Below are 19225 nucleotides of genomic sequence, written 5' to 3' on the forward strand. Positions count from 1 at the left end.
GGCGGCGTTGCGCCGGCTACGCCAGCACACCGGAGCGGCCGAGGCGTGCGACGGGCAGAAGGGCGTCCCACAGCTCGGCGGGGATGTCGGTGGCGGCGAGCAGGGCGGTCTGCTCGACGCGCTTCGGCTCGGACATCCCGACGATCGTGGAGGTGACGCGCGGGTCGCGCACGGAGAACTGCAGGGCGGCCGCGGCGAGCGGCACGCCGTATGCCTCGCACAGGGACTCCATCGTGCGCACGCGCTGGAGCACCTCGTCGCTGACGGGGGCGTAGCAGTACGTCGGCACGGCATCCGGGCCCTTGACCAGCATCCCGCCGCCGAAGGGAGCCGCATTGACGAACGCGACGCCTCTGGCCTGGGCGTCGTCGAGCAGCGGCTCGGCCGACTGGTCGACCAGCGTGAAGCGGTTGTGGCTGATGACGGCGTCGAACGCCTCCGTCGCGAGGTACTGCAGCTCGAGGTCGATCGGCCCTCCCGCGACGCCGAGGTAGTCGATGACGCCTTCGTCACGGAGCGCGATCAGCGCTTCGAGGGGACCGCCGGGGGCGACGCCCTCCTCGAAGCTGATCTTCTCCGGGTCGTGCAGGTAGACGAGCGGCAGCCGGTCGAGGCCGAGACGTTCGAGGCTCTCCTCCACCGACCGGCGCACCCGGTCGCCGGAGAAGTCGGTGGTCCCGGGGATGGGGTCGACCTTGGTGGCCACGACCACTCCGTCCGGCACTCCCCCGTTCTCGCGGATCGCCTGCCCGATGCGCTTCTCGCTGTCGCCGCCGCCGTACTCGTTCGAGGTGTCGATGAACGTGAACGGCCCGTCGAACACCCGCCGGATGGTCGCAACGGCCGTCTCCGTGTCCACTTCGTAGCCGTACTGCGCAGGGAAGCTGCCGAGGGCACTGGTCCCGACGCAGATGTCGGAGACGGTGAGTCCCGTGCGTCCGAGTTGTTTGATGGTCATGCGCTTCGCTTTCTCTCTCAGGTGTTGATGGCTATCTCAGGTGTTGCTGGATGGTTCGCGGCGTCTGGGAGGGCGGCGCCGTGCTCTGGCGCACGACCAGCTCCGGGAGCACCCTGGGCAGCGCGTCGGCATGACCGCCGCGCATCAGGTGCAGGATGCGGTCGACAGCGAGGCGCCCGACCTCCTCGAAGTCGAGGCGGACGGTGGTCAGCGCCGGCCGGTAGTACCGCGCCTCCGGCACGTCGTCGAAGCCGACGACGCTGACGTCCTCCGGCACCCTCACCCCGTATTCGGAGAGGGCTTTGACGACCCCGAGCGCCATCTGGTCGTTGGCGACGAACACCGCGGTGATGTCCGGGTTGCGGGCGATGTCGCAACCGGCCGCGTACCCGGAGCGCGTCGACCAGTCTCCGGAGATGACCGGGTTGGTCACCCTGCCGCTCGCCGCGAGCGTGTCCGACCAGCCGCGCATCCTGGCGTCCGACCCGAGCCAGCCGCTCGGTCCGGCGACCTGCCAGACCGTGTCGTGGCCGAGGTCGAGCAGGTGCCTGGTGGCGAGCGCTGCTCCTCCCACCTCGTCGGTCGCAACGCTCGTCGTCCCCTCCGGGGCTCCCGGCTCGAAGACCACGAGCGGCACGCCGGCCTCCAGCCCGGTGATCGCTTCGAGGGCGGCCTCGACCGGCGCGAGCACGACGATGCCGTCCACCGCATCCTCGGCCAAGTGGTCGAGCGCCGCCTTCATGGCCGTGCGGTCGACGTCGCCGAGGGTCACCAGGTTGGTCGCGTATCCCGCGCTTCTCGCCTCGTCGGCGATACCGCTGAGTGCGACGGACGGACCGTACTGGGTGAGGCCGAAGCTGACGATCCCGAGGTTCATCGTCTGGCCGTTGGCCAGGGCGCGGGCCGCCGGGTTCCTGCGATACCGCAGCTGCCGGATGGCCAGCTCCACCCGCTCCCGGATCTCCGGGGCGACGTTGGTGCTCCCGTTCACCACCCGGGACACCGTCTGCTGGGACACCCCGGCGAGGCGTGCGACGTCGATCATCCTGGCACCGCGAGTCGTCGAATGCTTGTCTGTGCTCGAAGGTGCCGACATCGTGGCTAGCCCGCTGTCCGTGCGCTGCGGCGACCCAGATGGCTGCGGAAGAATCCGGAGATCCGCTGCACGCCGCCCGCGCTGGAGAGGAAGACCGCGATCACGATCACCGCGCCCTTGATCACCAGCTGCGGCTCGGAGGAGATGCCGACCAGGTTCATCACGTTGATGATCGTGGCGAGCACGAACACGCCGATCACGGCGCTGATCGGGTCGCCCTTGCCGCCCATCAGGGATGCACCGCCGACGACGACCGCTGCGATCGCATCCAGTTCGTAGCCGACGCCGATGAGCGAACTGCCCTGGCGGAGCTGTGCGGCGGCGATGAGCCCGGCGAGCCCCGCCAGCAGCCCGGACATCGTGTACGTGATGAGGAGGTTGCGGGCCACAGGCAGGCCCGAGAGCCGCGCCGCCTCCGGGTTGCCGCCGATCGCGTACAGCGAGCGCCCGAAGGTCGTGAACTTCGCCACGAGCGCCGCGAGCACCATGACGATCAGGAAGATCATCACCGGGTTCTGCAGCCCGAGGCTCGTGCCGCGGGCGAAGAGGTCCACGAACGTCTGGTCGGTGATCTGGATGAGGCTGGTCGACTGGATGATGTAGCTGAAGCCCTTGACGGCGCTCATCATGGCCAGCGTGGCGATGAACGGCGGGATTCGGAGCCACACCACGAGAAGCCCGTTGATCAGCCCGGCGATCCCGCAGCAGAACAGGGTGAACGCGACCGAGAGCCCTGTCGCCATGCCGGCTTGCAGGGTCAGAGCGACGATCACCGTCGACATCGCCAGGATCGAGCCGACCGACAGGTCGATGCCGCCCGTCAGGATGACGAAGAACTGACCGACGGCGAGCACGGCCACGATGGAGGCCGCCGCGATCACGTTCTCCGCGTTCCTCAGCGTGAGGAAGTCGGCGGAGACGTAGTAGCCGATCACGATGATGACGACGAGGACCAGCAGCAGGTAGGTCTTCGGAAGGACGCGCTTGGCCACGCCTCTCCAGGCGGAGTGCGCCGGGGCGGCGCCGGACTCGGTGGCCGGTTTGGCCGGCTTCGCCGGCTCGTGGAGGAGTTTGTTCGACATTGTCTTTCCCGTCGTTGGGTTCAGTCAGGTGATTCGGGGGGTGGTGAGCCCGGGGGGCTCAGGCGAGGAGCTGGAGGATCGTCTGACCCTGGGGATCGATCTCGTCGTGGTCGAGTTCGGCGACCACGCGACCTCTGGCCATCACGAGCACGCGGTCGCACATCATCGCCTCGGAGATCTCCGAGCTCGCGATGATCACGGTTCCGCCCGAGCGGGCGAAGTCGCGGATCAGCTCGTACATGTCCTCCTTGGCGCCGACATCCACGCCTCGTGTCGGCTCGTCGCAGATGAGCAGGCGGGACGATCGCACCAGCCAGCGGGCCAGGATGCCCTTCTGCTGCGTCCCGCCGCTCAGGGTCTTCATCGGCTGGTTGACGCTGGAGACCTTCATCCCGAGCTTCGCCACCATGTCCTGCGCCGTTCGCTTCTCGCGCTTGCCGTCGATCACGGAGAGCCTGCTGAACATCGGCATGCTCGCCAGCGTGATGTTGCCCGCGACCCCCATGTCCGGGATGAACCCCTGCGCCTTGCGGTCCTGCGGGAGCAGTCCGATGCCGAGCCGGATGGCGTCGCGGGGCGAGGCGAACGTGACCTGCTTGCCGTCGATCGTGAGGTGCCCGTCCGTGCTCTTGCGGGCGCCGGCGAGCAGGCTGGCGAGCTCCGACTGGCCGGACCCGATCAGCCCGGAGATGCCGAGCACCTCACCCCGGTACAGGTCGAAGTCGATGCCGGACACCCGGTCGTCCTCCCCCAGCCCGCGGGCGGACATCAGGATGCTGTCCGTGCGGCCGGCGCCGAGGCGCGGGCTGCGTTCGCCGCGGAGGGCGGCGTCGGCGATGGAGCCCTCCAGGCTCTTGCCGACCATCGCCGTCACGACGTCGGCCGGTTTGGTGTCCGCCGTGGCCAGGTCGGCCGCGGTCACGCCGTCGCGCAGCACGGTCACCGCGTCGCAGAGGCTGTACAACTCATCCATGCGGTGCGAGATGTAGAGGAGCGTGACGCCCTCGGCCGCGAGCTTGCGCAGCACCGTGAACAGGCGCTCGACGTCGGGCAGGGGAAGAGTGGACGTCGGCTCGTCGAGCAGCAGCACGCGCGCATCCTTGTGCAGCGCCTTGGCCAGCTCGACGGCCTGCTGCTCCGCCACGGAGAAGCTCGAGACCGGCTGCGTCACGTCGAGGTCGAAGCCGACGCGGGCCAGGGCCTCGCGGGACTTGGCCTGCATCTGCGCCCAGTTCACGACGCTCCCCTTATTGGGAAGCGTGCCGAGGAAGATGTTCTCGGCGACCGAGAGCGACGGCACCAGGCTCAGCTCCTGGTAGATGGTGTGGATCCCGGCCGCCTGCGCATCCGTCGGCTCGCGGAACTTCACGACCTCCCCGCCGAGCCTGATGGTTCCGCCGTCCGGAATCTCCGCCCCCGAGAGGATCTTGACCAGCGTCGACTTCCCCGCACCGTTCTGTCCGGCGAGGGCGTGGATGCTCCCCCGCCTGACCGAAAAGCTCACCCCCTTGAGCGCCTGCACACCGAGGTAGCCCTTGGTGATGCCTTCGAGCTGCAGCTCGTCCATAAGTTCTCCGCACTTCTTCGTGACTTGTCTGTTTCCCAGCGGTCGCTGCGCCCGAACCGATGACATCGGGCGCAGCGACTCCTGGTCGTACCCGCTGGCGCTTAGTCGTTCGCCCGCACGTACGTGTCTTGCGGCTTGTAGTAGTCCTTGGCGTTCTCGGGCGTGACGACGGTGGTCTTGATGAAGACCTCCTTCTTCGGGCACGCCGTCTTGTCGTTGTTGTACGCGGCGACAGCCATCTTCACCGAGGCGACGCCCTGGTCCCACGGCTGGTTGGATGCGGTGGCCTGCAGAGGCCCCGTCGGGTTGTCGACCATCTCCTTCACGACGTTCATTCCGCCGTCGTACCCGGCGACGATCACGCCGTCGCCCCAGATCCCGGCCTGCTGGAGACCCTGCTCGATGCCGCCCTCCATCACGTCGCTCATGCTGTAGACGATCTTGAGGTCGGGGTTCGCCGTCGCGACGTCCCGGATGGGCGCGAGAGCCTTGTCCGGCTTCCACTCGCCGTACTTCGTCTCGAGCTTCTTGGTCGTGATGCCCGGGTAGGCCTTCATGACCTTCTCGTAGCCCTTCATGAATCCGTTGAACCGCAGGTCGCTGAGCACATCGCCCGGGAAGCCGCCGATGCCGACGACCTTGATCTCGCCCGTCGTGCCGAACTTCTCGACGGCCTTCTTCGCGGCGACCTCGCCGGCGAGCGAGCCGGTGTATCCCTGGTCTTCCGCGACGTAGCAGTACATGTCCTTGACCAGCGACGGGTCGAGGTTCGAGTTGACGGTGACCAGCGGCACCTTGGCGTTCTGGAGCGCTGCGACAGAGGCTCCGACACCGATCGGGTCGTTGGGGTTCATGATCACCACGTCGACGTTCTTGGTGATCAGGGTCTGCACGTCGGCGTTCTGGCGGACGGTGTCTCCGTTCGCGTCGAGCAACTGGATGGTCGCCCCGAGTTTCTTGGCTTCGGCCTGGCCGCCCTCGACGAGGGTCTTCCACCAGTCGCTGCCGCTGATGCCGCGCTGGCTCCAGCCGATGACCAGGCCCTTGCCGGTTTTCTTGTCTGCGTCGCTGGCTGCTGCTCCGTCTGTTCCGCCTCGCGCGCATCCGCTCAAGACGAGAGCGGTGGCCGCGACGACGCCGGCGACGGTGAGGATGGTTCGGGTACGGCTGCGGGTGTTTCTCGTGGTGCTGCTGGGACTGATCATGGTTCCACTTCCTTGTGAGGTGATCGGTGCTAGGTACAGCTGGGGGTGCGAGCGGCGGCGCATCGTCCCGAGGGGACCGACGGTCGGAGGGGCCGCCGCTCGCACGTTCTGGCTCAGTCGAGAGGGGTGAAGACGCCTCGCTCTTCGAGCAGCTTGATGTTGCGGGCGCGGGTCTCGCGCTCGCGGGCCAGCCATCCTTCGCCGGGAGGGGCGTCGAGGTACTGGTTCTTCGGGTAGATCGGCTTCTCGTAGATCGCGGCGTACTGCTCGGTGCGCAGATCCTTGAAACCGTTGAACACGCCGTTCGCCTGACGGTCGCGACGCAGGGCGTCGATGTCGATCGTCGTGCTGACGAAGGTGTCGCCCGCCGTGACGCCTGGCGTCTCGGTGATGATCTTGCCTCGCTGGTTGACGATCATCGAGCGGCCGCCGAAGAGGTCGTTGATGACGCCGTCCGGGCCGAGCTCCGGGCCGAGGTTCGGTGCGACGACGATCGCGTTGTTGAACAGCGCGTGCGCCTTGTTCTGCACCTCCCACATCCCCTGCGAGGTCTGCGGCTCGATGAGCGTCGCGCGGATGATGACCTCCGCGCCGTTCATCGCGAGGCCGCGGGCGATCTCGGGGTATGCGCCCTCGTGGCAGATCACGTAGCCGATGTTGCCGATGTCCGGCGTCTTGGCGACCGGGTAGATGGCGTCCATCACATTGCCGTCGCCCTTCTTCTGGATCCACTCGTCCCACAGGTCGTGCGGGTTGGTGGTGCCGAGGGTCCCGCCCTCGAAGCCGTCGCTGGTCGCCTTGGCACGGCGGTAGATCACATCGCCGTTCGGGTCGATCATGAACGCGCAGTTGAAGTAGCGGTCAGGGAAGTCGTCGTCGGCGACCAGGTACAGCTCGCCGGCGATGTAGGTGTTCAGCTCACGAGCGGCCTTGCCCAGCTCGTCGGTCTCCGGACCGGGGATGGTGCGGGCGAACTTCTTCTCCGCCTCGCGGTTGCCTGCGGTGAATGCCATGTGCATTCCCTGGATCGCCATCTCGGGGATGACGACCAGCTTCACCGGGTGGCCCTCTGTCGCTGCCACGCCGACCGCGGTCTTCATGAAGCCGATGATGCGCTTGGTGTTCTTCAGCGCGTCTTCCGGCTCGACGATCGGGATCTGCAGCGGCGAGAGCGCTACGACTGTGTACGGCTCAGTCACGTCCAACTCCTTCGTTGTTTGGGGTGCGTGTGGTCATGTTAGCGCACTATCAGACGCTGTCAAATGTTTGTTTTCAGCGCGAATACCACTCAAGCCCCGCCCGGATGCGGTAGACAATGCTGTCTGGACTTCCAGTAAAACAGCTGATTATTTGCCATTTTCTGACACAGAAGAGCCGCCATTAATTCAGCAGCCGACAGGCGAGGAATCAGATCGCAAAATCGAGTGAGCGCACTCACAGAGCAGGCTCTATCGCGTGACGGCGAGTGCCGCAACACCCGTGGTGACCGCGAGGAGGGCACCGACGAGGAACAGCGAGAACCGACTCTTCGAGACCCACCCCCGGACGGCCCCGCGCAGCCGCGCCCCGCGCGGGGTGTCCGCGGCCGACACGATCGGCTGGCTCTCGGGGCGCGGCGCATGCGCGGTCGGGAGGAACTCGACGAAACCGCAGCGCGTGCATCCGGTCAAGTAGCGGTGGACGGCGAGGCCGACCCCGTAGTACGGGTTCTGGATGACCCGGGCGCGGGCTCCGCAGCGCGAGCACCACCGGGGTCTCGTCCGTGCGTTCGACTCGTTCATCGTTCGCGAAGTTCCATTGCCGTCTCCTGGGTGTTCCGTCGGCAGTGCACGCGGAGCACAGCGGAGGAGGCACGGCGGCCTTCCCCACCCGAAGGAGAAGGCCACCGTGCAGGTGCCGAGCCGGGGAGCTGCGACGGAATTCACGGTATGCGGCGGTTCGAGCGGGTCGATATCCGCCCAGCGCGGATCTGTGTCCGTTTTGTGCGGCTCGTCATGAGCCCGTCGACGGCCGTGCTTACAATCACGGGATGCAAGCGAACTCGGCCGAGATGTTCCGCAGCCGACGCATCGTGTCGTGCCGCGGGATCGACCAGGCGCGCGAAGCACTCACCGAGGTCTTCCTGCCGGTCGACTTCCCGACGGCGCGGGCATCGAAGAGCGTCGCGCTGGACCTGAACGCCCTCACCGTCGGCCGGGTCACCGTCGGGTACATGCAGTTCGAGGACGCTGTGCGCATCGAGACGGCAGAGGCCATGAACTTCCACGTCGACATCCCGACGGCGGGGCGCGCGACGATGCGCGCGGCGTTCGGATCGCCGATCTACGGAACGCAGCGCACCGCGGGAGTGTTCATGCCGGGGAGGCCCGTCGACCTCGACTGCGACGTCGGCTTCGCGCAGGTCTCCGTGATGATCCCCCGGGAACACCTCCAGCTCGAACTCGAGAGCATGCTCGACCAGCGTCTGACGCGACCGCTCGAATTCACGGGCGAGCTGGACCTGATGGCCCCAGGCGGCCGCGCGATGCTCCAGACCCTCCGCCTCATCGACGCCGTCTCCGAGCAGCCAGGAGGACCCCTCTCCCATCCGCTCACGCTCCAGCGCCTCGAACAGCTCCTGATGAACAACCTGCTCTTCGCCCAGCCGCACAGCCATTCGGCCCAGCTGACGGGATCCGCCCCCGACCCCGGCGCCCGGCCGGTGTCTCGGGCCGTCGAGCTCCTGCGCAGCAGCCCCGCGCATCCCTGGACGGTGTCGGAACTGGCGTCGGCCGTCTCACTCAGTGTGCGCAGCATGCACGAGGGCTTCCGCCGCTCGCTCGACACCACGCCGATGGCCTACCTCCGCCGCCTCCGGCTGGAGAAGGTGCGCGAGGAACTGCTGGCGGCCGCGCCCGGCACGGTCAGCGTGACGGAGGTGGCCACACGCTGGGGCTTCGTCCACCTGGGACGCTTCGCCGCCGCATACGCCGCCGCGTTCTCCGAACGGCCGTCCGACACCCTGCGTTCGACCGGGCAGTGACGCCCGCCGTCGGGAGGCGGATGACGGTCGAACGCTGAGCATCCACGTCGCAGAACGGGGCTAGACAGCCCCTCGGCGTCAATGGTTCGATGGGCCGCACCACGAGCAGGGAGCGGAACATGACCGAGAACGTCACCGGACCGACACCGAACACGAGGTTGACCGAGGCGTACGTGCGCGCCGTCGGCCGGATGGCGTATGTGTGGGGCTGGCCGATGGTCTCGATGATCAATCGGCGCGCTGCGATCACGTCCGTGCCCGAGCCCGGCCTGCGTGGCGGGGTGCTGCCGAATGCTCCGCTGAACCGGGTCTGCATGCTCACCGACTACATCCCGGCGGGGCAACGCTTCATCGCCTGCACCAACCAGGATGTGCTGTACGGGATCGGCTTCGGCGACCTGGATGTGACGCCCGTCATCGTGCAGCTGCCGGACTTCGGCGACCGGTTCTGGGTGTCCGCCGCGTGGGACCAGCGCACGGACTCCTTCGCGCAGCTGGGGAAGCAGTACGGCACGAAGGCCGGCTTCTACGCACTGGTCGGTCCGGACTGGGACGGCGACCTCCCCGACGGGATCGCCGGTGTGTTCCGGTCCTCGACCGCGCTGGTCGCGTTCTGTCCGCGCGTGTTCATCGAGGACACCCCGGAAGACCGCGCGGCCGTGATCGAGCTGATCAAGCGGATCAACATCTACCCGCTCGACGAGTTCGACGGAACGGCGCATCCATACGACTGGGAGCACGTCCCGAGCTTTCCCGTGCCCGGCGAGGTGAGCGCCGACGAGATCCACTGGGTCGAGCCCGACCACTTCTTCGACCAGCTGCGGGATGTGCTCGGCATGGTTCCTCCGCTGCCGGGCGAGGAGGCGCTCTACCAGCAGTTCACCGCGATCCTGGATGCGGCCGACAGCGACCCCGACCTGAAGCGAGCACTGCTGGACGTGGCCGCCGAGGCGGAGCGCGAGATCATCACCCCGCTTCTGCGCTGGGAGCACAACGGACCGGAAGCCGGCAACGGATGGTATTCCGCGAAGAACAACTCGGCGTTCGGCACCGACTACGTCACCCGGGCCGCGATCGCCCGCTCGAACATGTTCGAGAACACCCCGCAGGAGACGAAGTACATCTTCACCGACACCGACTCGAGCGGCCGCCAGCTGAACGGCAGCGACGGCAACTACGAGGTGACCTTCGCGGCGGGCGAGCTTCCCCCTGTCGACGGCTTCTGGTCGCTCACCCTCTACAACGAGCACCACTTCTACTACGAGAACGAGCAGGGCCGATACTCTCTCGGCACCAAGAACCCCGGCCTGCACTACGGCGACGACGGCAGCCTCACGCTGTACGTCGGACACCGGCCGCCCGCGGACGCGCCGGAGTCGAACTGGCTTCCCGCCCCGGAAGCTCCGTTCTCCCTGTACATCCGCGCATACTGGCCGAAAGAGCCGATCCTGGACGGGACATGGCTGCCGCCGGAAGTGCTGCGGCGGGGATGAGAAGGCGGGCTGGTCATAACCCGCCTGCCCGTCACCGCCCACCCGTCACCTCACCGCCCGCCGCCCCCGCTGCCGGTCCCGTGCAGCACCGACACCGCGAAGCTGGCCGCGCGCTCGCGCAGGCTCGCCATGCGTTCCTGCCTGGCCGCCTCCACGTCGAAGCCGACGTATGCGAGGGGCGGGCGCTTGCGGACGTTGGCCGAGCAGCCGAAGTCGGTGCAGACGAGCGTTCCGACCGTGTCGCCGTTCTTGCCGGCCTGGCCTGCGCGCTTGGCGCTGAAGAACGAGACGTCGTTGGTCAGGTTGACGTCCTGGCACCAGGAGCACTGGGGGCGGCTGAGCGCTGACGCCTCCGCCTGTCGGAGGAGCAGGCCGACGGGGGCGTCGTCGAGAATGACGACCGCGTATGCGCGCTTCGGCTGTTTGCGGTCGCGCCAGCCGAGATAGTCGAGCGCGTTCCAGTCGATGGTCTGGAAGTCGGCGGGCAGGGTCAGGTCGCTGACCTCTTTGCGGGAGGCGTTGACGAAGGACGAACGGAGCTGTTGCTCGATCAGGGGAAGCATGAAGGTGTCACCAATCGGAAATGGCGGCGATGGCCGCTGAGGTCGCACGGGCCGGCAAGCCCGGATGCGCGTCGATGTCTGCACGGGACGACCGGCGCCGCGACGGGCGCGCACGATCGAGCCCCGCATCCCTCGCTGGAAGCGCGAGGTGGAAGGCAGGGGACGGCGACGCTATCTCACGCCGGCGTTCAGAACGCCGACGACCTCCTGACGCCCGGAGGGCAGCACGGGGATGAGCGAGGTGGACACACGGGCAGTGTAGCAAACGCCCCCGCGTGCGACCCGGACAGCTCCGGATGGGCGCCATACGCCGAAAACCGGACGTCCGTGTCCCCCAAAATGCCGCTACCGGGACGCCTCCAGGTAGGCGATCCTCGAAGTATGGAGGGTCGGCGTGAGCTGAGACAGGAGACGGGCGTGACGCAGGAGGCAGTTGTGCTGCGTCCGCACGCCCACCTTTTCGCACGCGGAATCATCGCCATCCTGGCTCTGACCACCCCGGTTTTCGCCGTCCTCTACTGGCTGACCATCCCGGACGGCGTCTGGCCGCTCGTGCTCGGCATCCACATCGTGGTGATCGGCGGAACGACGGTCGCCGTGCTTGCCTTCTTCAGCACGACCATCCAGGTGGGCCACGATTTCGTGCGGGAGCGCGGCTTCTTCGGCAGGACAGTGGATGTGCGTCCCGGCAGCGTCGGCTCCGTCATCATGGTCAACCTGTACGAGGGCAGCACGCTCGACACGCAGCCGCAGCTGTTCGTCACCGGCACGGACGGCAAACTGCTGATCAGGATGCGCGGGCAGTTCTGGGCGCTCGAAGACATGGAGCGCGTGGCGGAGGAGCTCGACGTGCCCGTCACCCGGCGCGAGGACTCGATGACGCTGGCGGAGTTGCGCCGCGCATCGCCCGGCCTGTTGTACTGGTTCGAGCGGCTGCCGCGCTTCGGGCGCTGAGCCTCAGACCTCGGCGGACGTCGAGATGCCGTATACCGGTCCGTCCGGCCTGCTCGACGGCAGTTCGTGGAACCCGAGCCGCTCGTAGAACGCCCGGGCGCCGTGGTTCGTCGGGGACATCTTCAGGTAGACACCGGGCACCCCGCGCTCGCGGAGGGCGGCGAGCAGCGTGCGGATGAGTGCGCGGCCGAAGCCCTGCCCCTGCAGTTCGGGCAGGAGGTCGATATGCAGGTGGGCGGGGTATTTGGCGAGTTCCGGCACGAGCATCCCGTGCACGTCGAGGCCGAAGCCGATCGCCTCGCGCTCCCTGTCGTCGCGGGCGCTCTCGACCGGGTACTTCTCCGCGAACGCCGGCATCCACTCGCGCGAGTACCAGTCGACGAACGCCGCACTGTCCGCGACGGCGATCACGTACCCGGCCACGTGGTCACCGGTGTCGACGACGAACGCGAGGTCGGGCTGGTACGTCACGTACGGACCGGCGAAGACATCCGGGATGAGGTCGTCGTCCGTGTACGTCCCCGTGGCGTCCCCGCCGCTCGCCCCTGTTTTGATGCACACCGTGTACACGTCGTCGCGGTCGCCGGGCTGGTAGGGACGGATCGAGCTCACCGTGAAAGTATGTCAGCGTGAGCACCTCCGCCGCTGCCGTACCTGCCGTCGACGCCCGCACCGGGCTCGGCGCAGCGCCGGTCAGTCACGGGCACCTGAACGAGAACGGGGCGGCGCCGGTGAGCATCGAACGGCTGTGGCCGGGCGACGACGCCGCGGCGTTCGTCCGCCACTACTGGCTCCCCCGCTGGCAGCTCGCCGACGGCACGTTGCTGCGGCAGCAGGTGCTCGAATATCCGACGGCCAACCTCGTCATCGAGGACGAGGAGGTCGCTCTGCACCGCGCCAGGCGCGGGCTCAGCGTGAAGACACTCAGCGGTCACGGCTGGGCGTTCGGCGCGATGCTGCGGCCCGGTGTGGCGCGCGGGCTCTCCGGCACGAGCGTGCGGACGCTGCCGTCCACCGTGCCGCTCGCCGATGGCCTGCCCGCCGGATTCCAGCGCCACGCGCTCCTGCTGCCGGGGGTGGAGGCGGCGACCGCACGCATCCGGGACGCCATGCGGGCGGGCGACGACCGCGACGCCGTCGATGCGATCGAGGCCTGGCTCGGCACGCTGCCTCCTCCCGGTGCAGAGGCGCGGCTGGTCGACGCGATCGTGGAGGCGGTGGAGGCGGACAGGACCATCACCAGGGTGGAGCAGCTCGCCGAGCGGTTCGGGCTCGGCGTCCGTCACCTGCAACGCCTCGTCGCCGGGCACATCGGCTTCGGCCCGAAGTGGCTCATCCAGCGCTACCGGCTCCAGGAGGCCGCCTCCGCCCTGCGCTCCCCCGCGCCTCCGCTGCTCGCGGACCTCGCCGCCGAGCTCGGCTACGCCGACCAGGCGCACTTCGGGCGCGAGTTCAAAGCGGTGGTCGGCACCACCCCGGGCGCATACGCGGCCGACGCGGGGCGCGGTCGATGAAGCCGGACAGCATCCTCGCTCCCTGGCGCGACCGGTGGAGGCTCACTCCCTCCGGCGACGCGTTCGCCACCCCGTCGAGCGTGTTGCAGCCCGTGGAGTGGCGCGGCCGCCCGGCGTTCCTCAAGCTGGCGACGGTCGAGGAGGAGGTAGCAGGATCCCGTCTTCTCGCCTGGTGGGACGGCCGCGGTGCCGCCCCGGTGTACGAGGCAGAGGGCGACGCCATCCTGATCGAACGCGCGACAGGTGACCGCGACCTGGCGACCATCGCCGCATCCGGGCCGGACGGGGACGACGCGGCCACGCGCATCCTGTGCAGCACGGCGGAGCGGCTGCACGCCGTCGACGACCGTCCGCGACCGGACGGGCTGGTGGGGCTGACGACGTGGTTCCGCGAGCTCTTCGCGGAGGCGGCCGAGCATCCGGACGCGCACGACGGGCTGTACGCGCACGCTGCCTCCGTCGCACGCGAGCTGATCGCGCATCCGGTCGCCGACGTGGTGCTGCACGGCGACCTGCACCACGGCAACGTGCTCGACTTCGGCGGCGGTGGGGACGGCGGGGTCGGCTGGCTCGCGATCGACCCGAAGCACGTCGTCGGCGACCCCGGTTTCGACTACGCCAACATCCTGTGTAACCCGGATGCGCGCCTCGCCACCGCGCCCGGCCGCTTCGAGCGCCAGCTCGGCGTGATCAGCGCGGCGGCGGACGTCGAGCCCGGCCGGATGCTGCGCTGGGCGTTCGCGTGGGCCGCGCTCTCGTCCTGCTGGACGGAGCGCAGCGGCGAAGGCCCCGGCCACACGCTGCAGGTGGCGCGGCTGGCGCGGGGGTTGCTGCCGGAGCCAACCCGGGACGCGGGCGCGACCGGGATCGGGCTCGGCTGATCGCCCCGGCGGCCGCGCACTCCGGCCGCCGCCATCTCGTCACCTTCCCCCGACCGCCCTCAGCGCCGCTTGCGCGTGCCGAAGATCCCCTCCACCACCCCGGTGAGGATGGACGCCGTCGCCTTCGAGCCGAGCACCTGCTCCAGGATGTTGGGCTGCGGTTTCGAGGTCGTGCGCCGTCCGCGGGAGGTGGGGCCGGTCGATTTCAGCAGCCTGTCGTATTCGGCGTCCGCGGCCTTCTGCGCTTTGGCCTGCGCCGCCGCCGCCTTGTCTGCGGCCTTCTGCGCCTCCACGGCGGCCTTCGCCTGCTCGAGGACGCGCTCCTGCTCCTCGGCGGCCGCGGCAGCCGCATCCAGTTTGCGGGTGAGCATTTCGCGGGCGGAGTCGCGGTCGATGGCCGTGCCGTATTTCGCGAGCAGCGGGGATGCTGCGATGGTCGCGTCGAGCTGCGCCTCCGGAGCGGGCGACATGGAGCCTTGCGGTGCGCGCAGCCGCGTCCACGCGACCGGGGTCGGGGCGCCCTTCTCGCCCATCACCGTGACGATCGCCTCGCCGGTGCCGAGCTGCTGCAGCACCTCGGCGAGGTCGTAGCCCGACTTCGGGTAGGTCGAGACGGTCGCCTTGAGCGCCTTCGCGTCATCCGGTGTGAAGGCGCGCAACTGGTGCTGCACGCGGGACCCGAGCTGCGCGAGCACGTCGGACGGGACGTCCTTCGGGGTCTGCGTGACGAAGAAGATGCCGACGCCCTTCGACCGGATGAGCCGCACGGTCTGCGTGATGGAAGCCAGGAAGTCTTTCGACGCGTCATTGAACAGCAGGTGCGCCTCGTCGAAGAAGAACACCAGCTTCGGCTTGTCGAGGTCGCCCACCTCCGGCAGGTCGTTGAACAGGTCGGCGAGCAGCCACATCAGGAACGTGGAGAACAGCGCAGGCTTGTCCTGGACGCCGGGAACCTCCAGCAGGCTGACCACCCCGGTGCCGTCGGGGGCGAGCTTCAGGAACTCGGCGGTGTCGATCTCCGGCTCGCCGAAGAACGCGTCTGCGCCCTGGTCGGCGAACGCGATCAGCTCCCGCAGGATCACGCCGACGGTCGCACTGGACAGCCCGCCGAGGTCGGCGAGCTCCGCTTTGCCGTCCGCGCTGTTGAGGAAGGTGAGGACGGCGCGCAGGTCGCTGAGGTCGAGCAGCGGCAGCCCGGCCTTGTCCGCGTAGTGGAACACGAGTCCGAGACTGGACTCCTGCGTGTCGTTCAGCCCGAGCACTTTCGACAGCAGCAGCGGCCCGAACCCGGCGACGGTCGCCCGGATCGGGATGCCCTTGCCGGTGCCGCCGAGCGAGAAGAACTCGGTGGTGGCGGCGCGTGGCGTCCAGTCCTGGCCGATTCCCCTGGTGCGGTCGAGCAGCTTGTCGTTCGCCTCGCCCGCCACGGCGATCCCGGACAGGTCGCCCTTGATGTCGGCCGCGAACACGGGAACGCCGTTCGCCGCCAGCTGCTCGGCGAGCACTTGCAGCGTCTTGGTCTTGCCCGTGCCGGTCGCTCCGGCCACCAGCCCGTGCCTGTTCGTCATCGCCAACGGGATGCGCACGGGCACGTCCGCGCGCGCGTCCCCGTTGACCAGCGCCCCCATCTCGAGCGCGGCGCCCGTGAACGCATAGCCGGCGCGGACCGCGTCCACCTCGGCGTCGGTGAGCGGGGTAGGGGTGGTGGGAGTTGGTGGGGTGGATGCGGGCGCCGCGGCAGGCGCTGGCGCGGCAGGAGCCGACGTAGCGGGCGGAGGCGCGGCAGGTGCCGTTGCAGCGGGCGCAGGCGCGGCAGGTGCCGGCGGCGCCACCTCCGTCGCCGCCGCACTGGCCGCCGTTGCGGCGTCCGACGCAGCAGCCGCCGTCTGCGACGCCTCCGCGCGCGCCTGCGCCGCCTCCGCCTCCGCCTGCGCGGCCTCGGCCTGCGCCTGCGCGGCGGCCGCCGCATCCTGGGCCCGTTTCAGTGCCTCCGTCGCCTCCGCCTGCAGTCGCGCGGCGTTCTCCGCTGCGGCTTTCGCGTCGGCCTGGGCTGTGGCAAGTGCATCGGCGTCACTCATGCGCTCACTCTATGGTCCCCATACAGCGCCCGCACCAATCCATCTCACGCCCGCCCCAATCGAGCCGGGACCTGTGCACGCGACACACCGGGCGAAGGCGGCCACAACTCCCGGCTCGAACCCTTCGGCGGCGGGCGCGGGTCACTGCTCCCTGAGCCCCCACGGCTGGCCGTACCCGCCCTCCGCAACGGCACGCGCCATGAGCTCCAGGAACGGCGCGGCATCGAACGCCTCCGGCCCGAGCACACCCGTGCCCGACCACGCGCCGGTCGCGAGCAGCTCCAGCGCGATCACCGGGTTCATCGCCGTCTGCCACACCACGCACTGCGACTCGTACTCGGCCATCGTCCACTCGTTGTCGCTCACGTGGTACAGGTACACCTCGCGCGGATTCCCTTCCACGCCCGTGCCTTTCACCCACACGCCCGCGCAGGTCTTTCCCGTCATGAGCGGCCCGATCGTGGCGGGGTCCGGCAGTGCGGCGGCCACCACATCCCGCGGCGCCACCTCCACCGGACCGTTCTGGCTGCGCACCCGGATGGGCGTCGTCGAGTCCAGCCCGAGCTGGTGCAGCGTGCGCAGGATGCCGATGAACTCCTCCCCCAGCCCGTACTTGAACGTCACCCGCTCCGCGTCGATCCAGCGCGGCATCAGCAGCACTTCCTCGTGCTCAACGTTGACGCACTCGACGGGACCGATCCCTTCCGGGAAATCGAACACCTCCGGCTCGCTGAACGGCGGCGTCGTGAACCAGCCGGCGTCCTTCTCGAAGATCACCGGAGGGTTGAGGCACTCCTCGATGGTCGTCCAGATGCTGAACGACGGCGCGAAGATCTCGACGCCGTCGCTGTCGCGCACGACCAGGTTGGCTCCGTCGCGCGTGCCGAGCTCCTCGATGTGGGAGAACAGCGTGTCGGCGGCGTACCGGGCGAACACGTCGCTCAGGCCGGGCTCCACGCCCATGCCGACGAGCGCCAGCCGGCCAGCCGACTCCCAGTCTCCGCGCTGCGCGAACTGGTCGTCTCCGAGCTTCACCCCGGTCTTCGCATACGGGTCGGTGGGATGCGGCTCCGACAAGCTCATCGCCATGTCCAGGTAGTCTGCACCGGCTGCGAGGGCACCGGCGAAGATCGTCGGCACGAACTTGGGCTCGACCGCGTTCATCACATGGGTGGCGCGATGCTCGGTGGCGACCGCCGCGACCGCATCCGGGTCGGACGCGTCGATGGCGGCGGCGACGAACCGCGACGCCACCTCGTTGCCGTGCCGTCCGCGAATCCAGTCGATGGTCCGCTCCGCCCGGCCGATGTCGTAGTCGCTGACCACGATGGTCTCGAAAAAGGTGCGACGCGCCGCGATCTTCGCGATGGCGTCGCCGACACCGCCGGCGCCCACGAGCAGGATTCTCATGGCGCAACGCTAGCGCGCCGGACGCGGCAGCGGTCAAGGGGATCTCGGCAGCGAGTCCAGGGCGTACAACCGGCATCGGCTTCACCTCCGGCGATCGCGACGATCTGGTATCAGCCACGGGGCGCGATCGCCCTGTTCTGCGTCGCGGTGTCTCGCGTTTCGGCCGCGCGGTGTGGTACTCGCTGGCTGGCCCTGAGCGCAGAGTTGCCGTGTCATTGAGTGACGAGTAGCGAGGAGGGTTTCATTAACGTGGGCGGGGCCCGGACATGTACGTCCGGGCCCCGCCTGTAGGTTTACCGCGTGTGGCGGTTCAGCCAGCCTGTCGACTAGCTGATGGTGGTGCTTCCGTTCTCGTCCTCCGCCTTACGACGGCGTCCGAACAGGAACGCTCCAAGCCCGAGGAGGAGACCGGTGATGCCTCCGCCGACGAGCCAACCAGTGGTGTCAGAACCGGTGCTGGCAAGCTTGCCGTTACCGGACCCTGTGGTGGTGCCATTGCTGGTGCTGGTGCTGGTGCTGGTTCCGTTCGTGCCAGCATTCGCGTTGGACCCACCAGCAGTGGAGACCTCGGCATTCGCGCTACCGGTCACCGACGCAATCGTGGTGGCCGTACCCTCCTTGCTCGACTCGTCGTTCGCGTTCGCCGTCGCGCCAGCAACATCCGCCGACGCATCCGTCGACGCATCCGTGAGCGCAGCAGCCTGAGCAGCAGCCGTGTTGTTCGCGGTCGCCGCAGCAGACGCCGACGCGTTCTCACCAGCAACCGTGCTCACATCAGCAGCAGCCTCAGCCGCAGCCTGCGAACCCGCATTCGCGTCCGTCGACACATCCGCCGACGCATCCGTCGACGCCGTCGGGTTCGCCGCAGCCTGCGCCGCAGCCTGAGCCGTCGTCGTCCCCGAAGCCGAAGCCACCGAGTCCGCATTCGCGAMCGCCGACGCATCCGTCGACGCCGTCGGGTTCGCCGCAGCCTGCGCCGCAGCCTGAGCCGTCGTCGTCCCCGAAGCCGAAGCCACCGARTCCGCATTCSCGAACGCCGCAGCCTCCGCAGCAGGATCCGCATCCGCCGACGCCGCAGCAGAAGCCGACGCRTTCTCRTTCRYGTTCGCGTTCGCCGTCGCGCCAGCAACATCCGCCGACGCATCCGTCGACGCATCCGTGAGCGCAGCAGCCTGAGCAGCAGCCGTGTTGTTCGCGGTCGCCGCAGCAGACGCCGACGCGTTCTCACCAGCAACCGTGCTCACATCAGCAGCAGCCTCAGCCGCAGCCTGCGAACCCGCATTCGCGTCCGTCGACACATCCGCCGACGCATCCGTCGACGCCGTCGGGTTCGCCGCAGCCTGCGCCGCAGCCTGAGCCGTCGTCGTCCCCGAAGCCGAAGCCACCGAGTCCGCATTCGCGA

General features: G+C 68.8%; 17 protein-coding genes. 5 read left to right on the forward strand and 12 right to left on the reverse strand.

What is annotated here, in order from left to right:
• Nucleotides 1-16 precede the first annotated feature (16 nt).
• The 7 genes from B7438_RS18035 to B7438_RS18065 all read right to left on the reverse strand — a co-directional run bounded on the left by B7438_RS18035 (nucleotide 17) and on the right by B7438_RS18065 (nucleotide 7689).
• The gene (locus tag B7438_RS18035; protein ID WP_085371070.1) at nucleotides 17-958 is read right to left on the reverse strand and encodes an aldo/keto reductase; all 942 of its coding nucleotides are present in this window, start codon (nucleotides 956-958) and stop codon (nucleotides 17-19) included.
• A 31-nt stretch (nucleotides 959-989) separates the two neighbouring features.
• The gene (locus B7438_RS18040; RefSeq protein WP_085371071.1) at nucleotides 990-2003 is read right to left on the reverse strand and encodes a LacI family DNA-binding transcriptional regulator; all 1014 of its coding nucleotides are present in this window, start codon (nucleotides 2001-2003) and stop codon (nucleotides 990-992) included.
• A gap of 56 nt (nucleotides 2004-2059) precedes the next feature.
• A complete protein-coding gene (locus B7438_RS18045; protein WP_085371072.1) occupies nucleotides 2060-3136 on the reverse strand; it encodes an ABC transporter permease in 1077 nt (358 codons plus the stop codon).
• Between the two features lie 58 nt (nucleotides 3137-3194).
• The gene (locus B7438_RS18050) at nucleotides 3195-4703 is read right to left on the reverse strand and encodes a sugar ABC transporter ATP-binding protein (protein ID WP_085371073.1); all 1509 of its coding nucleotides are present in this window, start codon (nucleotides 4701-4703) and stop codon (nucleotides 3195-3197) included.
• A gap of 101 nt (nucleotides 4704-4804) precedes the next feature.
• Complete coding sequence (locus B7438_RS18055) at nucleotides 4805-5908, reverse strand: sugar ABC transporter substrate-binding protein (protein WP_085371074.1); 1104 nt, start codon at nucleotides 5906-5908, stop codon at nucleotides 4805-4807.
• A gap of 113 nt (nucleotides 5909-6021) precedes the next feature.
• A complete protein-coding gene (locus tag B7438_RS18060) occupies nucleotides 6022-7107 on the reverse strand; it encodes a nitrilase-related carbon-nitrogen hydrolase (RefSeq protein WP_085371075.1) in 1086 nt (361 codons plus the stop codon).
• A gap of 249 nt (nucleotides 7108-7356) precedes the next feature.
• Nucleotides 7357-7689 carry a hypothetical protein gene (locus B7438_RS18065; RefSeq protein ID WP_085371076.1) on the reverse strand — a complete coding sequence of 111 codons (333 nt, stop codon included), beginning with the start codon at nucleotides 7687-7689 and terminating at the stop codon, nucleotides 7357-7359.
• A 248-nt stretch (nucleotides 7690-7937) separates the two neighbouring features.
• Between B7438_RS18065 and B7438_RS18070 the strand changes: the two genes are divergently transcribed.
• Both B7438_RS18070 and B7438_RS18075 read left to right on the forward strand, forming a co-directional pair.
• A complete protein-coding gene (locus tag B7438_RS18070; protein ID WP_085371077.1) occupies nucleotides 7938-8930 on the forward strand; it encodes an AraC family transcriptional regulator in 993 nt (330 codons plus the stop codon).
• A gap of 119 nt (nucleotides 8931-9049) precedes the next feature.
• Nucleotides 9050-10423 carry a DUF1254 domain-containing protein gene (locus B7438_RS18075; RefSeq protein ID WP_085371078.1) on the forward strand — a complete coding sequence of 458 codons (1374 nt, stop codon included), beginning with the start codon at nucleotides 9050-9052 and terminating at the stop codon, nucleotides 10421-10423.
• 50 nt (nucleotides 10424-10473) lie between these two features.
• On the opposite strand, the gene B7438_RS18080 is transcribed toward B7438_RS18075, so the two are convergent.
• The gene (locus B7438_RS18080) at nucleotides 10474-10986 is read right to left on the reverse strand and encodes an FBP domain-containing protein (RefSeq protein WP_085371079.1); all 513 of its coding nucleotides are present in this window, start codon (nucleotides 10984-10986) and stop codon (nucleotides 10474-10476) included.
• A 417-nt stretch (nucleotides 10987-11403) separates the two neighbouring features.
• Between B7438_RS18080 and B7438_RS18085 the strand changes: the two genes are divergently transcribed.
• Nucleotides 11404-11940 (forward strand): hypothetical protein, encoded by a 537-nt coding sequence (locus tag B7438_RS18085; RefSeq protein ID WP_256922120.1) that lies wholly within the window; start codon nucleotides 11404-11406, stop codon nucleotides 11938-11940.
• A gap of 3 nt (nucleotides 11941-11943) precedes the next feature.
• Here the strand turns inward: B7438_RS18085 and B7438_RS18090 are convergent, their stop codons facing one another.
• Nucleotides 11944-12552, reverse strand: coding sequence for an N-acetyltransferase (locus B7438_RS18090; protein ID WP_085371081.1), 609 nt, complete (start codon nucleotides 12550-12552; stop codon nucleotides 11944-11946).
• Nucleotides 12553-12569: 17 nt separating this feature from the next.
• Between B7438_RS18090 and B7438_RS18095 the strand changes: the two genes are divergently transcribed.
• Both B7438_RS18095 and B7438_RS18100 read left to right on the forward strand, forming a co-directional pair.
• Complete coding sequence (locus B7438_RS18095; RefSeq protein WP_247597292.1) at nucleotides 12570-13454, forward strand: AraC family transcriptional regulator; 885 nt, start codon at nucleotides 12570-12572, stop codon at nucleotides 13452-13454.
• Complete coding sequence (locus B7438_RS18100; RefSeq protein ID WP_085371082.1) at nucleotides 13451-14335, forward strand: aminoglycoside phosphotransferase family protein; 885 nt, start codon at nucleotides 13451-13453, stop codon at nucleotides 14333-14335. The genes B7438_RS18095 and B7438_RS18100 overlap by 4 nt, the downstream gene beginning before the upstream one ends.
• Before the next feature lie 59 nt (nucleotides 14336-14394).
• Here the strand turns inward: B7438_RS18100 and B7438_RS18105 are convergent, their stop codons facing one another.
• The 3 genes from B7438_RS18105 to B7438_RS18115 form a co-directional block, all read right to left on the reverse strand.
• Entirely contained in the window at nucleotides 14395-16413 is a 2019-nt protein-coding gene (locus tag B7438_RS18105; protein ID WP_085371083.1) for a helicase HerA-like domain-containing protein, read from the reverse strand.
• Between the two features lie 141 nt (nucleotides 16414-16554).
• Nucleotides 16555-17823 carry a saccharopine dehydrogenase family protein gene (locus B7438_RS18110; protein ID WP_085371084.1) on the reverse strand — a complete coding sequence of 423 codons (1269 nt, stop codon included), beginning with the start codon at nucleotides 17821-17823 and terminating at the stop codon, nucleotides 16555-16557.
• Nucleotides 17824-18149: 326 nt separating this feature from the next.
• Nucleotides 18150-19225 (reverse strand): LPXTG cell wall anchor domain-containing protein (locus tag B7438_RS18115; RefSeq protein WP_218775187.1); only part of this gene is annotated, 1076 nt, incomplete at its 5' end.

Source organism: Leifsonia sp. NCR5, assembly GCF_002105485.1.
Classification (GTDB): Bacteria; Actinomycetota; Actinomycetes; order Actinomycetales; family Microbacteriaceae; genus Leifsonia.